This window comes from Planococcus sp. TJ-302 (genome assembly GCF_058268455.1).
This window is the reverse complement of sequence record NZ_JBZDOI010000001.1, coordinates 1,490,059-1,505,580: the sequence shown is the minus strand read 5'-3', so window position 1 is coordinate 1,505,580 and position 15,522 is coordinate 1,490,059. Positions and strand designations below refer to the sequence as shown.

The window sequence follows — 15,522 nt, the reverse complement described above, 5'->3', positions numbered from 1 at the left end:
TTTTGCGCAATATTCGCTGTTCGATCTATGATTTGGGTAATCCAAAGGAGGTGAATACATGAACCAAGTCGGTATTGTAGGGCGTTTGACAAAAGATCCGGTGATGCGGGAATTGCCTGAAGGGCGCGTACATACGTCATTCGTCGTGGCAGTTTCCCGGAATTACAAAAATCAGAAAGGAGAAGTGGAAACGGATTTTGTGCTGTGTTCCTCATGGGGACGGCCAGCGCTTAATATCCACAAATACTGCCATAAAGGTGCGCTTGTTGCGGTGAGCGGCAGGCTGCAATCCCGCTTTTACGACAAAGAAGACGGCACGCGCGTCTACGTCACAGAAATACTGGGGGACCAGATCCGGTTTCTCGACAAAAAGAAGGAGAAAACGGAGACCGTCCAAAGGGAACCAGAATCTGCAGCAGATTTTGACTTCCCGCCGCCAGCGACGGATAAAGTAACCGTATAACATGAAAAGGGAGGCACTTAGCGATGCCGAAAGACGTGCAATTGCAATTGGAAGTGCATATGGAGCAGTTGATCAGGCTGACCGCCTTGCTTCATCAGCGATTGAGCGAGGCGGAACGGGAACTAAGTGAAATGAAAGCGATTTTCCGTTCCGCTGAAAAAGGGTGAAGGTTTTTCCGTCTAAAAAGGAAATTCGGCCAGGTGGGGGCCTGGCCGAATCATTTTAAAGATTATAAGTGAACAATTCCTTCAGTTCGTTGTCAGACAGCTCGGTCATCCATTGGCTTGACTGGATAAACTGTTCCGACATCGATTGTTTTTGTGTCAGAAGTGAATCGATTTTTTCCTCGATGGTCCCGATCGTCACAAATTTATGGACATGCACGAATTGCGTCTGCCCGATGCGATAAGCCCGGTCAGTTGCCTGATTCTCGACAGCTGGATTCCACCATCTATCCGCGTGAAGAACATGCGTTGCGGCGGTCAAGTTAAGGCCGGTACCACCTGCCTTCAATGACAAGATAAAGATTGGGAATTTACCCGCTTGGAAAGCAGCCACCAGCGAATCGCGCTGATTTTTTGGCATGCTGCCGGTCAAGAACGGCACTTCGTGGCCATAAAGCTCATTGATGGCCTGCTGCAGAAGATGCCCCATGCCGATATATTGAGTGAAGATCAAACATTGTTCCCCGCGTTCCGCTATTTCTCCGGCGAGAGTCACTATGCGCTCCAGCTTCTGTGAACGAGGCAGAATTTCATCCGCGTTGGTATACGGCTCTTTCAAGTATAAAGACGGATGATTACATAATTGCTTCAGTTTGCTAAGCATTTTCAGCACAAGCCCTTTTTTCTCGAAGCCTGTGAGCGTCTCCATTTTCTGCACCGTATCCTGTACAAGCCCTTCATAAAGCGCAGCTTGCTCAGGCGTAAGCGGACAATACTCCAATTGCTCCAATTTTTCTGGCAGGTTCAACTGCAGATCCGGATCTTTCTTGGTGCGGCGCAGCAGGAACGGTTGAATCCGCTGACGCAATTTTTCTTTATGCTCTTCGGAATCATCCCGTTCAATCGGAATCATGAAGTTTTCCTGGAATTGCTTAATCCGGTAGAGGTAGCCTTTATTGATAAAATCAAAAATTGACCATAGCTCAGACAAGCGGTTTTCAATCGGAGTCCCAGTCAAAGCGATGTGATGGCCGCCTTTGAATTTACGGATCGTGCGCGATTGTTTCGTGTACATATTCTTGATATTCTGTGCTTCATCAAGCGTGATGCTGGTCCAATTGATGCTTTGGATTTCTTCAGCATCCGAAGAAGCGATGCCGTAAGTGGACAACAGCACATCGGGGCGCTCACTTTCAAGGTAATTCGTGAATTGCTCGCCTTTCGGGCGGGTACTGCCGTAATGCATACCCACTTTCAAGTCAGGCGCAAAACGTTCGAGCTCTTTCTGCCAGTTGCCGAGCACCGAAGTCGGGCAGATGATAAGCGACGGCTGTCCAGGATTTTTACTGTGGACATGCAGCAAATATGCAATCAGCTGAACCGTTTTCCCAAGGCCCATATCGTCGGCCAAGCACAGGCCGAAGCCTTCCTCGCGCATGAAAACCAAATAATCGAAACCGGTCTTTTGGTAGGGGCGCAGCGTAGTAAGGAGATTGGCCGGAACCGGAGTCGGCGGCAAGTCGCGCTTATCCAGCAGCTTATCGAGTAGTGTACGCAGCGACTTGTTCAGGTGGTACTCGACAAGTGGATCGTCTTCTTCGATATTTTCTTCCAGCATGATTTCAGGGACGTTCTGGAACAGCATGTCCTTGATGGTCCAATCCGCGTCCTCCGCTTCTTCGATCATCTTGCGGAGCTGCATGAGCAATGCGGAGTCAACGCGCACCCATTCATTTCCGATCCGGATGAATTCCTTGTTCTCGGAGACGAGCTGGTTAAAGTCCTGCATGCTGAGCTCATGGCCATTCAACGAAAACTGCCAGTCAAAGCGGATGATCTGGTCGAGTCCGACAACCGATGCTTTTTTGATCGGAGAATGGACATTCGCTTTGACACGCACTTTGGATTCCTGCACGGCTTTCAGCCACGAAGGGATTGATACTTCGATGCCGAACGATTGCAGAATCTCTGCATCGTTGCGCAAAAAGTCGAGCACTTGCGCATCGGTCCATTCGGCTTGATAAAAGCGGTCGCTTTCAAAATATTCAACAGCAGGGCAGAGGCTTAGAAGCAGCGACTGCCTTTCCTGGATTTCGCTTGCATGGGTGCGCCATTTTTCAGGCAGCACTTTTTCGAACGGTTCGTTCATGCGGCGCTTCGAAGGGGACCAATAAACGGCTCCGCGTTTCGTGCGCAGTACGACTTTAAAGGACCAAAACGCGTCTTCATCAGGTTCGCTCAATTGAGCGGCCAGCACATAATCGTCGGCAGCAGGCAATCCGTCCCAGCCAACTTGCTGGACGAAATGGCTGATGAACGGCAATTGAGCCGGCGACAAGCCTTTTTGGCGCAGCTGATGGCGGATGGTATCTGCTAGGAACGACAGAATTTCCGCGTCGCCGTAGGAATCTCGGATGACGATGTCATCGCCATCGACTTCGACGTGATTCCATAATTCGGGATCGTTTAGTGAATCGGAGACCCGTGAAGCAAGGCTGAGCCAGACATCATCTGCAGGGCTTTGCCCGAGAAACGACACGTAATGATGAGGTTTCTGCTGAAATAAGCGCACGAAATCAGCTGGTGTAAGGAGCAAGTCCAGTCCGTCGATACGCGACGTCAAACCGTAAAAACTCGCCTTGTCTAAAAAGTAGAGATAAGGTTTCCAGATTTCAGGAGGAATGCGGTTCCCCGCTTCGTTGGTCGCCTGAATGCGGAACTCTTCAGCGCGGCTGATCTTTAAATAATAGGTTTTGCTTCCTTCTGTCTGAAACTGATTCATAAAAGATGTCCTTTCTCGATCTCTTCCTGCAGTGCCCGCAGGCGCTTGTTCTGTGTACGCACTTCGGTCATGTAAGCGTTCCAGAACTCCAGTTGACCGCTTTTCTTGCAGGCGGCTTTCATCTTTTTCCAAATCCGCACGGCTTGTTTATAGCCGGGGCGGTTGCGCTCTTCCAGAAAATCCATCGCAAAACGGTGGTATAGCGGAAGAACAAAGTCAGGTGCAGCGTCCTGCACGTTTTTCAAGCCGCATTCCTCGACGAAATAGAGTGGCGAATTATGGAGATGATGAAGCTCTGCCCATTGTTTATATAATTGTTTTTCAATCAGGTAAGTTGAATAGGCCGGCAACCCATAATGGCCGAATTGCTTGAACAGGTCTTCCCAATCCTCTTCGCTCAAATGGATCTGTGAGAAAAGGCGGCTCAGTATGCGCACATATTGGTGGCGATACTGGGTATAGAGGCCTTCGAACAAATAGGTTTTCACATGTGGTTTGATTGCCATTAAAATAGCAGTCAGTGCTTGTTGATGCTGCTCGGTCTCCGCCTGGATCGCGAGCTGCACCCAATCTGCAGTCTCACCGGGTGCGGTTTTTTGGACAACAACGTCATCACCGGACAAGATGGCAAAAAACGCGGTGATGCGGTGGTCGGGCTTCGCAAAAGCGGCCGCTTCGGTGCTGCGCAATTTATCCGAAGTGAACAATGCAGTCCAGAAAAGCCGGTACACGGTAAAACGTTGTGAAAACGACCCGTTTTTGGTTTCAATGAATGAACGAACGAGTTTTCTTAAATGGTCCAAAAAGGCATCCGCCTCAAATGTCCGGTGCTGAACGCGCAATTGATCGAGCAAATCGCGCAAGGCGTGTAATTCGTCTTCGAACCAAGTTTTGAAAAACGAATGATGGACTTCTTCGGTGCCGGAAATAAACGTATCCCAGACTTCCATCAAGGAAATCAAATGGGCATAGGTGCGGTAAAACACTTTCCATTCCCGTTCAAGAGGCACGAACGACAAGGCATTTTTCAAACGCCCTTCGAACATCTGCTCAAAATAGAAGTAATTGCGCGTCGTGTAATCAGGAATCGGATCGCGCCAGACGCTTTTGATGATCTGCGTCCATTGCGCCGGTGAGCGTTTTTCCGCCAGCATTTTCAGCTGGCTGCTCGGCTGCGCCCGCCAAGCGGCAACCCATTCCGATAATGAGCCAACTTTCTGGTACAGCGAAAAAATCACTGCGAGCCGGTGGCGGCACATATCGGGCTGTGGGCAGGCGCAGATGGCGTTCATTTTATCGAAGTTCAAGACGACCTTCACAGTATGGGCGTCCTTGACGATCGCTTCAAGCAAAAGCCGTTCTTCATTGAATGACAGTATCTGTACGCCGTCGTGGCGCACTAAAAAGACTGCTTTTCGAACCATTTCCTCATCCATTTCCCGTGATGGAGTGAGTGATTTGTCGATAGCAGCCATATAATTGTGGATCGTATCATCGAATCGTTTTGCCAGGGACTGAACCGTAGCCATATGCATCGCTCCAAAATAAAACTTTCCTTCTATTATACGGCTTTAAAATGGCGGCGTAAACGATGAAGACAAAGTATTGCTCCGCAACGCTTATTTAAAGATGCAAAATATGCCGTGCTTTTCAGCGTGCGCAGGGTTGAGAGGGAATCTGAAGTGAAAAAAATAATAAAAAAATTTCATTGATTGTAAGGGATTTGGAATCATTTAGAAGAAAAAGTCCTATGAAAAAATCGTTTGAGGAGGCGCACTATGGTCCAATCAATTATATTGGAGATTCCTGAACTCGGGTATTTATTGAAACAGGAAAGCATTATGGAGTGGCAAGTTTACGGACCGGCAAGATCCGGCAATTACGAAAAAATCTGCTGGCACATTGCTTCTTCGGGCAGCAAAGTGATCTTGCGGAGTGAAGAAAAGCTGGAAGGGACGCGGAAATCAGCGGAAATTGATTTCGCAGCAAGTCGCATTGTGCTCCATAAAGGGGAATTAAGCGACGGTGAATTCACGAAATTTCTGCAATTTCTGCTCGAAAAAATGGTTCTTAGTACAGCTTCAGGAGAAATGAATTTTATCGTTTCTTCCAAAAAAAGGCTGAAAAAACCTTTGGCATAAGGTGATAATCCTTGTGCTTTTTTATATCCAAAATGAGAAATTTATGATATCATAATTGTAGTAAGAATTTTCAAAATCTTTAACCAAAAGGGGGGAGTGAGATGCTGCAGGTTAAATTGATGAAGCCTTTTTATACAAAGAAAGAAGGGCATTTGGTCAAGTTCGTGTTCGCCTATCAATACTTTTCAATCCTGAAAGATGATGAATTGTTCCACTTTATACCGGTAGAAGGAAAAGAAATCATCGTCAATTTAAATACCCTCCAAGTGGAAAATCTATCCGAAGTGTTTGTTTTCCAAAAAGGTAATAGATTTATACGCTTGCCGTTATACCAGCTGCTGCTGGTATCGGATATCCATACACATTTACAGGCAATCCTACAAGAAGAGAGAGCGGGGCTGCACGGAGTGAATGATCAAGCTAGGGAAGAAGCGCAGGAAGCGATTCAGTTTCTGGAAAAAGAAAATTTTGATCGGATGATTGACTATGCTCTAGCGACGCATGACGAAGCAATGTTCTTTAGGTTACTGGAACAACAATTGCTTGAACGCCAGATGCTTGAAAAACAGGAAAATGGAGGTTTTTAAAAGTGAAAGCAGCCAATGGATAAACGCCTGTCCGCACCCAGAACAAAGGACAGGCGTTTTTGTATGCCTAAAAACGCGTGAAAGCCCTTTTCCGTTGTATGCGGAAAAGGGCTTATAAGAGCTGCATCAAATTTTTCTTACAACAAAGTGACATAATTGATGACGAACATGACAATTGCAGAACCGCCAATCCCCAATGCTAAATCTTCCCAACCCAATTCAAGTACTTTGTCAAAATTCATCTCAATCCGCCCCTTTTTGAATGTCTATTATCTGAAAAAATATTACTGAATAATGTAATTCGATTTTTCAGATATCTTTTTGGCCTATTTTTATTATAATAGAGCATGAAATTGTTACAATGGACCAAAATAACTAAAAATTCAAAAATAAAACAATTTTCTATAGAAATGTAAAACAGCCAGAACTATTTAAAAGGCAAGGCGCAGATTGAAATGTCGCCTTCCAGTTGATACAGTAAATAGAAGGAAGTTTCCGACAATTTGAAGTGAGAGGGTGTTGCAGGGTGAAGTTTTATCTGTCGATGGACATGGAAGGTGTGACGGCGTTGCCTGATTATACATATGTAGATTCGGCTGAACCAAATTACGAACGCGGACGCCGATTGATGACGGCCGATGCCAATGCTATTATCACGAGTGCGTTCAGCCACGGAGCGCAAGAGTTCGTCGTGAATGACAGCCATTCAAAGATGAATAACCTGATTGCAGAAAATCTGCATGAAGACGCGCTGCTGATCACGGGCGGCGTTAAAGCTTTTTCAATGATGGAAGGGCTGGACGCATCTTATGATGGAGCTTTTTTTGCAGGCTACCACGCGCGGGCGGGCCAAAAAGGCGTCATGTCACACGCTATGATTTTCGGTGTGCGATCGATGTGGATCAATGAAACCGAAATTGGCGAGTTGGGCTTTAACGCATATGTTGCCGGACATTTCGGTGTGCCTGTGCTTATGGTAGCGGGGGATGATTGTGCATGCCGAGAGGCGGAAGCGCTTATTCCAAACGTCGTCACGGCGGCAGTGAAAGAATCTATTTCGCGTTCAGCGGTCAAGACACTGCATCCGAAAAAAGCGCAAGGTTTGCTGGCGCGCCAAACGGCAGCGGCTATTGATAACTGCAACAATGTCAAACCGCTGGTACCGCCAGCTGAACCGCTGCTGAGAATCGAATTCACGAATTATGGCGAAGCGGAGTTGGCGGCGATGATGCCGGGCTGTGAAATTGAGGATGGGACGACCGTTGTGCGTTTTCAATCAAAGGACATTTTGGAAGCTTATCGGGCGATGCTGGTCATGACAGAACTTGCGATGCATGCCAAATTTTGCTGAAAACGGTATGCTAGACATGCACATATTTGAAATTGGGAGTGGATTTATTTGCGTAAAACGCCAAAACGGCTGCAAAAAGGCGACACGGTCGGCATCATTTCGCCTTCGAGCCCGCCAAACTTAGAAAATTTGAAGAAAGCCTTGCCATTTATAGAGGAATTGGGGCTCAACATCAAAATGGGCAAATCCGTGGAAGCGAAACGCGGCCACCTGGCTGGAGACGACGATGCGCGCCTTGCAGATTTGCATGAGATGTTCGAAGATCCGAACATCGCCGGCATCATTTGCGCGGGTGGCGGCTACGGAGCGGCGCGCTACACAGATCGCATCGATTTCGCGATGATCAAAGAAAACCCGAAAGTATTCTGGGGCTATTCGGATATCACGTTTCTGCACACAGCAATCGGACAATATGCGGACCTCGTGACATTCCATGGACCAATGCTTGCTTCAGATGTTGGGAAAGACGAATTTCATGAGCGCAGCGGGCGGATGTTCGGCCAGCTGTTCGAACCGTTTGAGCTGCATTATACGGAAGAAGTCGCGCCGCTTGAAGCACTAGTGGGCGGACAGGCTGAAGGGGAATTGGTCGGAGGCAATCTGTCGTTGGTCAGAAGTGCAATCGGCACCAAATTCGAACTCGATACAAAAGGCAAGATTTTATTGATTGAAGACATCGATGAAGAGCCTTATCAGGTCGATGAAATGCTGAACCATTTGAAGATGGCCCGGAAATTCGAGGAAGTCGCTGGCATCATCATCGGTGATTTCAAAAATTCAGATCCGAAAAAGCCTGAACGTTCGTTGAGCTTGGACGAAGTGTTTGCGGATTATTTCAAAGACATGAAAGTGCCTGTAGTAAAGGGTTTCAAGATCGGCCATTGCGAACCGCATTTCTCTGTGCCGCTCGGCGCGAAAGCTCGGCTTGACGGTGACGCACTGACGCTGACGGTTTTGCCGGGTGTAGAGTAAGCGAACAAGGACGGAGGAGAAAAATGTTGCAGACAGAATCGACAAGATGGGTATGCAATGTGCCTGTTGCGACCATATGGACGGCACCGGAAAAAATCCGGGAAGTAGATGCGGAAGGTTTAGGGGAAACGCCTAATATCAACAAATGGATCAATGCGATGACGGCGGAAGAAAGCCGTGACATGGTCGACAGCAACCGCGTTCAGTCGCAGCTCCTTTTCGGGGAACCGGTAGTGATTGATGAAGTGGCGGATGGCTGGGCGAAAATCGCAGCTATCTGGCAGCCGTCGCAAAAAGATGAGCGCGGCTACCCGGGCTGGGTGCCTATCGACCAACTGAAGGAAGTGGAAACACTCGATGAGCTCGGGTACGCCCGTGTCGTTTCCTCCATGTCTCAATTATGGACCGAAGATTTCAAACCGCTTCTCGTGGTGCCATTCAATACGATGCTGCCGGTCAAGGAATTGGGGGAATTCATCCGTGTGCAGACGCCTGCGGGCGACGCATTCATCATGGCGGAGCAAGCGGTAGTCGCCCGCGGCTTCGAAGGGGTGGAAAAAGGCACCGGCGTGGACGTCGCAAACTTGGCTGCAACATTTTTGCAATTGCCGTATTTCTGGGGAGGCATGTCGAGCTACGGCTATGATTGCTCGGGGCTCAGCTACAATATGCTGAAAGCAAACGGCGTAATTATTCCACGCGATGCAAAAGACCAGGCGGCCGAAGGCGTTGAAATCAACACCGAAAACCAGCATGACTGGCATATCGGCGATCTTTTGTTCTTCGCTTACGAAGAAGGCAAAGGAAAAATCCATCACGTCGGGATCTATTACGGAAACGGCTTGATGATCCATTCTCCGACGCCGGGCAAAGCGATTGAAATCATCGAACTTGCCGGCAGCGTGCACGAAAAAGAATTATGTGCCGTACGCCGATTCACGGAAAATGAAGGCACTGAAGCGTAACGCAGTTTACATCTCTATAGCTTGTAAAGTTGATATTCCGCAAAACAGCTCCGCAAGCCCATATGCTCCTGCATCGCTGCGCTGCTTCGTCGCAAAGATACGGCCGAACTACCTTCGGCCATATCTTTCCTGCGGGCTTGCGCCGAACTAACTCGTGCTAGCGCCCGAGTGGATTTCGGCACTTCGCTATCCCGCGGGAGTCGGAGCTGTTTTGCTCCATATCTACACATGATTGAGGAACTGCATAAATTGTATCTTTAAAGTTCTTTGATCAAAGAAATGGTTTACTGTTAAGAAATACCTTTGAATGAAGCGGAAAGCGTCCGCCTAGAGCGCAATGAAAAGTCTATCCCGAGTTTTTAAAGCCTGCCTAAAACGTGAAATTCCATCGATTTTATGTTATAATTACTAGATATTGTTTCTATAAACAGAGAGGCGTGGATGACGATGGCATTTCAACCGCATGAAAAAGAAGTATCGGAATTTGTAGCAGCCCGTAGAATTGGCGAATGGATTTCTTTCACACGCAATGGCGTTGAAGTTAATGGAACCATTTTTAAAATTATGGACAACTCGGTGATTGTTGAAATTTCGCCCGAAGACGCTAAAGAAATTGGTGCGGCATCAAACATGACCGTAATCTCCCATAAGAAATACAAAATCGTTTAAATCCCGCAGCAAGGTGGGAGCCAAACCGCAGGCAAACTCGCAAGATTCGAGTTGCCTGCGGTTTTTTATTGGCCGAAAGGCAGTGATTTGAAAATTGTGCATTATTAAAGTTTCAAAGCATCGGCTTTTTTGGTAAAATAAAGAAAGTAAAACCACTATTGGCGTTGAAAGGAATCACATAGCATGATATTTGATTTTAGATTCTGGCATTATTTCGTCCGACAGGGTGAATTGATACATAACTTACAAAATGGCGAAATGCGCCAATTCAATAAACGCCTTGGCTGGATCATTGCATTCGGCATACTGGTTTTTGCGCTGCGCGAAATCTGGGGCATGAACACAGCCTCCCTGACGCCTTATTTGGCGGAGGGCCAATGGGCGGAATACACATTGGCGCGCTGGGCTTCACTCGCCGGCACGTTAATCTGGGCCGGGGTATATTTGGCATTCCATTCGTATGGAACGGCTTTTTTGTTCTGGAAATTCCTGAAAATGCCATGGCGCGCGGCAATCGTCATGCAGACTTACGTGTTAGGATTGCTGGTCGTTGAAAAAACGCTGACATTCCTGATTTTTGCACTGGCTGGCTACACGATGCCCGTGTCGCTGTTCTCGTTCGGACCGCTGGCAGCCACTTTTATCGGCATTCCGTTCCTCATTTACTTCTTTAACCAATTGACGATATTCACGTCTTTGTTCATCGCAGTCCAATACCGTTATATCCGCAGTTTTAAAGAATATTCACCCAAGCTGATTTTATTGCTGCTGATTGTGCTGCACATCCTTGTGGCGCTGGCAATCGCCTCTTTGAGCTTTGTACCGCTCGGCGAAATGCTCAGCGATTTCACGAGAGGAGGTCCTTCTGTTGAATAAATTCTTTTTCATCGGCCTCTCTGTGGCAGTGATTGCATTCATATCAGCAAACGCATTGTTGTTATTCGGAGAAAAAAGCATCATTTCCAAAAACATCTATGTCAGCGAGTATGAACAGGCATATACGGATAAATACGAAGAAAACCTTCCTAAAGAAGCAGTGGCGGCACCACTTTCAACTGTCCAGATCTACGTCCAGGATTCACAGGCCATCGAACAATGGCTCGTTGAAGAAGGGGATGTGGTACAGGCGGGGTCTGAGCTTGCAGCCCTAAATGAAGCGGAGTCGGAAGACCAGCGCGCGGTATGGGAATCTGAAAAGAGCGCATTAGAAGCTGAAAGAGGTGAAGTGCAAAGTTCGTTGCAGGCCCTTGAATCGGCGCGCTCGTCCAATAGCGGCGCCGAATCTCGCAGCGAATCTGACCGATCCGCTGAAACGGACGACGAAGGCAACACGGTCAACTTCAACGTCGATTTGAATGTCGGCGTCGAAGTGCCGCAGGACGGCTCTTATGCAGCTGGAATCGCCCAAGCTGAACAGCGCTTAGCGGCAATCGATTCACAGCTGGCGGTTGTCAATGCGCAATTGAACCAAAGCGCATCAACTCCGGCGTTGATCAGCCCGGCGGAAGGCATTATCGCAAAAATCAATCGCACGGAAGAACCGCTCAGCGTGGAGATTTACTCGCCTGAAAAAACATTCGTGACCTACCTTTTGGAAGACGAATGGCATGAAGTGGCTGCGGAAGACCGGGTCATGGTCCAAGCGGAAGGCTTGGGGCAAGCTGTTCCAGGCACCATTTTAAGTGTAGACGCCATTCCAGCGGAACCTTCGAAATGGCTTGAAGCCTATAAGGGGCTTGATCCAATTGAACAGGCCAATCCGATTGCATTTTATAAAGTGCAGATCGGCATCGGGCCAGAAGTCGAAGCGGCATTGCCGCTCGGCAGCAGCGCAAATGCTGAAATCATCATTAACGAAGCCGCTGACGCTGTGGCGTTGCCGGAACCATGGATTTTTGATCGCTTTGATACGAGCGGGTCGGCGTACGTCCTGTCACAAACCGGCAAAGCGGCGCTCGCGCCGGTAACCATCGGATTTGATGTCGGCGGCAAAGCGGTTCTAACAGAGGGCGTAGCAGCAGGTTCGATCGTGTTGAATGAACGAAAGCTAAGGGATTTCCAGAAGGCGCAGACTGTCTTCATGCCGTTCCCAAGCATTCAGCCTGATTACGAATTTGCAAAAACAACCGATTGGCGCAAATACGTCGAATATTTATTGGCACGGTAATCCAACCCGGAAGCGGCTGCTTCCGGGTTTTTCACTGCCTTGAAAGAGAGTGACAGCGGCGAGCGCAATTGGTACGATAAAGTTAATGGCAGGTTTTAGGGAATGGAGTGGAAAAAATGAAAGAGAAGGACTGGCGTTTTAAAGTGGCTAACCGTGAAGCATTGATTGGACTAAGCCTCGCCATCTTCAATTTTATCTGGTGGTTCGGCTTCGCTTATGGGCTGGGCTCGCGCCCGGTTGAGGAATATACATATATTTTCGGCTTGCCGGACTGGTTTTTCTATAGCTGCGTCGTCGGTTTCCTTTTGATGGTCGTACTGGTCATCGTCATCGTAAAGTTTTTCTTTGTAGAAGTCCCGTTCGATGAAGAGGAGGACGTCCGATGAATTTTGCAGTCCTGCTTCCGATGCTGGTGTTTTTGGTCGTTATTTTTGCCATCGGCTATTGGTCAAGCAAGAAACTGGCCGTGAGCACAAACTTCATCAGCGATTATTTCCTTGGCGGCCGTGAACTGGGCGGCTTTGTCCTAGCGATGACGATGGTTGCGACCTATGGCAGCGCGTCGAGCTTTCTCGGCGGCCCAGGCACCGCATACACGATGGGCTTCGGCTGGGTGCTGCTCGCCATGACGCAAGTCGCCACCGGCTATTTCGTGTTGATGATCCTCGGTAAGAAGTTCGCCATCATGGCGCGCCGCTACCAAGCCATCACGATGATCGACTTTTTGAAAGCCCGCTATAGCAGCACGTGGGTTGTTTTGCTGTCGGCATTCAGCATCATCGTCTTCTTGTTTTCCGCAATGGCCGCGCAATGGATCGGCGGCGCACGCCTCGTTGAATCGTTGACCGGCTTGCCGTACAACACGGCGTTGTTCATCTTTGCGGTCAGTGTGCTCGTCTACGTCACTATCGGCGGATTCCGCGCTGTGGCGGTGACCGACGCGGTGCAAGGGGCGGTCATGTTCCTCGGCACATTGGTGCTGCTGATTGCCGTCATTATCGCAGGCGGCGGCATTCCGAACATTATGAACGATTTGATCAATGAAAATCCGAACCTCGTCACGCCATTTGGTGCAGATGGCAATTTGAGTGCGGCATACGTATCGTCTTTCTGGATACTCGTCGGGGTCGGAGTTGTTGGCCTGCCGCAGATTGCCGTGCGCGCAATGTCTTATAAAAACGCGCGTTCGATGCATCGTGCGCTCATCATCGGTACGATCGTTACCGGTTTTATCATGTTGAATATGCACTTGATCGGCGTTTTTGCACGTCCTATCCTGCCGGGCATCGAAATCGGGGACAAGGTCATTCCGCTCATCGCGCTTGAAACCTTGCCGCCTTGGGCAGCAGGCATCGTTCTTGCTGCTCCGATGGCTGCCATCATGTCGACGGTAGATTCGCTGCTCATCCTGGTCAGTTCGTCGATCGTCAAAGATGTTTATTTGAATTACATCAAACCGGACGCCGATTTGAAAACAATCAAGCGGCTGTCGTTCGGCGTCACCGGAGCGCTTGGCGCCATCGTGTTCCTGCTGGCAATCAATCCGCCTGATCTGCTCATCTTCCTTAATTTGTTTGCATTTGGTGGACTTGAAGCGGCGTTCATCTGGCCGGTCGTCCTCGGCCTGTACTGGAAATGGAGCAATAAATACGGTGCCATCGCTTCAATGGTGACCGGCATCATCAGCTACGTCGCGCTGCATTTCTATAACGCGGCATACGGCAATTTGTTCGGCGTCCATACCGTCACTGTGCCGGTCTTGCTGTCGTTGCTCGCTTTTGTCTCATTCAGCTTGCTCATCGGACGAAAAGCATATGATTACGAGACGGGGATTGTGAAATAAGAACGTTTCCCGCATAAACAGGTGTTTGCTGAAAAATCGGAAGATCAAGTTCTTTAATGTGAAAGCCGTTCGCCATCGCGAACGGCTCCTTTTATTGAAAAGGCGCATTCCGCCTAGGCGAAATGCATGCAACTATGTTTTTGGTTAGAAGGTTTTCGCGTTAACATAAACTAAATCGGAATTAACATGACCTTTAGAGGAGTTATCATGAAGTCCGGGAGATTTAACATGAGCTAAATTTCGGTTAACATGAACTGTGCCGATTTTAACCGGCATTAGCCCAAAAGCAACGCTCTCCAATCGAAGATTAAGCCCATTCCGATGCAAGCATGCATTCAACAATACGTCTTGCACTTCACCGCCATCCATTTACTTTTTCGCAGATAGGGCGTAGAATGAGTGGATAATTCGTAAGGCGAAAGAAGGCATAAGCAGTTGAAACAATGGAAAATCTACGCAATTTTAACGGCAGTTATGCTAACGTGGGGCTTTAATCTGCCCTCGGTCAAATATTTGGTAAGCTTCGTAGAACCGGTGACGCTGACGGCGTTCCGCATCCTGCTTGCAGGGATTTCGGTTTTCGTGATTCTGGCGTTCGTAAAGCTGCTGCGGTGGCCGAAGAAAAATGAGTGGAAGTATATTTTCCTGGGTTCGCTGCTCAACGTGGTAGGCCACCATTATTTCCTGTCGAGCGGGTTGGCCATCACGAGCGGGTCGAATGCAGGGCTGATTCTCGGAACAGGGCCGATGCTGACAGCGGTGCTGGTGTCGCTCATCATGCGGTCTTATCCGTCGAAACTGCAATGGCTCGGTGTCATTATCGGTCTTGCGGGTGTCGCGGCAACGGTGCTTGTCGGGAGTGGCGGCGCGACGGGCATGAATATCGGCGATGTTTTCGTCTTCATATCGATTTTCGTTCAGGTCCTGAGCTATATCGTCATTTCGAAAGCGGCCGGGTCGATGGATCCGCGCTTGCTGACTGCGTATATGTTCATCATCGGATCACTCGTGCTGTTTGCGATTTCGCTGGTGCAGGAGCCTGGCGAAATCCGCGCGTTCCTCGATGTGCCGCCGACGTTCTGGCTGGCGTTCATCTTTTCCGCGGTAATCGGCACAGCGGTCGGGCATATGCTGTACAATTACTCGATTGGTCAGGCAGGCCCGACAAAAGCCGCCATTTTCATGAATCTCAATACGTTTTTCTCGCTAGTCGGCGCGAGTGTCATTCTAGGCGAAGCCATTACCGGCCGCCATATGTTCGGCCTTGTGCTAATTGTCGTCGGCGTGCTGTTCGGTTCAGGCGCGGCAGAGGATTTGATACGCAAACGGCGCAAGCGACTCAGTTTATGAGCCGCTTTTTTCGTTTCCGCAACCCGCAGTTGTTTATTTTCCTGAGGAATGCAATATAATAGAGGAAA

The 15,522-nt window shown here is 48.7% G+C and carries 15 protein-coding genes; 13 read left to right on the top strand and 2 right to left on the bottom strand.

The window, feature by feature from the left end; all coding sequences use genetic code 11:
* Positions 1-58: 58 nt before the first annotated feature.
* Together AC4EHB_RS07345 and AC4EHB_RS07340 are read left to right on the top strand one after the other, a co-directional pair.
* Positions 59-463, top strand: coding sequence for a single-stranded DNA-binding protein (locus AC4EHB_RS07345; protein WP_490981094.1), 405 nt, complete (start codon positions 59-61; stop codon positions 461-463).
* Positions 464-486: 23 nt separating this feature from the next.
* Positions 487-630 (top strand): hypothetical protein, encoded by a 144-nt coding sequence (locus AC4EHB_RS07340; RefSeq protein WP_490974916.1) that lies wholly within the window; start codon positions 487-489, stop codon positions 628-630.
* A gap of 55 nt (positions 631-685) precedes the next feature.
* On the opposite strand, the gene AC4EHB_RS07335 is transcribed toward AC4EHB_RS07340, so the two are convergent.
* Both AC4EHB_RS07335 and AC4EHB_RS07330 read right to left on the bottom strand, forming a co-directional pair.
* Positions 686-3,409 (bottom strand): DEAD/DEAH box helicase, encoded by a 2,724-nt coding sequence (locus AC4EHB_RS07335; protein WP_490974915.1) that lies wholly within the window; start codon positions 3,407-3,409, stop codon positions 686-688.
* Complete coding sequence (locus AC4EHB_RS07330; RefSeq protein ID WP_490981093.1) at positions 3,406-4,938, bottom strand: hypothetical protein; 1,533 nt, start codon at positions 4,936-4,938, stop codon at positions 3,406-3,408. The genes AC4EHB_RS07335 and AC4EHB_RS07330 overlap by 4 nt, the downstream gene beginning before the upstream one ends.
* Before the next feature lie 249 nt (positions 4,939-5,187).
* Between AC4EHB_RS07330 and AC4EHB_RS07325 the strand changes: the two genes are divergently transcribed.
* The 11 genes from AC4EHB_RS07325 (at position 5,188) to AC4EHB_RS07275 (ending at position 15,454) form a co-directional block, all read left to right on the top strand.
* Complete coding sequence (locus AC4EHB_RS07325; protein WP_490981092.1) at positions 5,188-5,550, top strand: hypothetical protein; 363 nt, start codon at positions 5,188-5,190, stop codon at positions 5,548-5,550.
* A gap of 101 nt (positions 5,551-5,651) precedes the next feature.
* Positions 5,652-6,137, top strand: a complete 486-nt coding sequence (locus tag AC4EHB_RS07320) for a transcriptional regulator (RefSeq protein WP_135500208.1) — start codon at positions 5,652-5,654, stop codon at positions 6,135-6,137.
* A gap of 526 nt (positions 6,138-6,663) precedes the next feature.
* Positions 6,664-7,488: a D-aminopeptidase DppA gene (gene dppA / locus AC4EHB_RS07315; protein ID WP_490981091.1), complete on the top strand. Its 825-nt coding sequence runs from the start codon at positions 6,664-6,666 to the stop codon at positions 7,486-7,488.
* Between the two features lie 48 nt (positions 7,489-7,536).
* Complete coding sequence (locus tag AC4EHB_RS07310) at positions 7,537-8,460, top strand: S66 peptidase family protein (RefSeq protein WP_490981090.1); 924 nt, start codon at positions 7,537-7,539, stop codon at positions 8,458-8,460.
* Positions 8,461-8,483: 23 nt separating this feature from the next.
* Positions 8,484-9,425 (top strand): C40 family peptidase, encoded by a 942-nt coding sequence (locus tag AC4EHB_RS07305; protein WP_490981089.1) that lies wholly within the window; start codon positions 8,484-8,486, stop codon positions 9,423-9,425.
* Positions 9,426-9,872: 447 nt separating this feature from the next.
* Positions 9,873-10,094, top strand: a complete 222-nt coding sequence (locus tag AC4EHB_RS07300; protein ID WP_135501577.1) for a DUF2187 family protein — start codon at positions 9,873-9,875, stop codon at positions 10,092-10,094.
* A gap of 183 nt (positions 10,095-10,277) precedes the next feature.
* On the top strand, positions 10,278-10,970 hold the full coding sequence (locus AC4EHB_RS07295; RefSeq protein ID WP_490981088.1) for a hypothetical protein: 693 nt from the start codon (positions 10,278-10,280) through the stop codon (positions 10,968-10,970).
* On the top strand, positions 10,963-12,261 hold the full coding sequence (locus tag AC4EHB_RS07290; RefSeq protein ID WP_490974908.1) for an efflux RND transporter periplasmic adaptor subunit: 1,299 nt from the start codon (positions 10,963-10,965) through the stop codon (positions 12,259-12,261). Before AC4EHB_RS07295 ends, AC4EHB_RS07290 begins: the two co-directional genes overlap by 8 nt.
* 116 nt (positions 12,262-12,377) lie before the next feature.
* On the top strand, positions 12,378-12,647 hold the full coding sequence (locus tag AC4EHB_RS07285) for a YhdT family protein (protein ID WP_490981087.1): 270 nt from the start codon (positions 12,378-12,380) through the stop codon (positions 12,645-12,647).
* Entirely contained in the window at positions 12,644-14,104 is a 1,461-nt protein-coding gene (gene panF / locus AC4EHB_RS07280; protein WP_490981086.1) for a sodium/pantothenate symporter, read from the top strand. Before AC4EHB_RS07285 ends, panF begins: the two co-directional genes overlap by 4 nt.
* A 435-nt stretch (positions 14,105-14,539) precedes the next feature.
* Positions 14,540-15,454, top strand: a complete 915-nt coding sequence (locus AC4EHB_RS07275; protein ID WP_490981085.1) for a DMT family transporter — start codon at positions 14,540-14,542, stop codon at positions 15,452-15,454.
* Positions 15,455-15,522 lie beyond the last annotated feature (68 nt).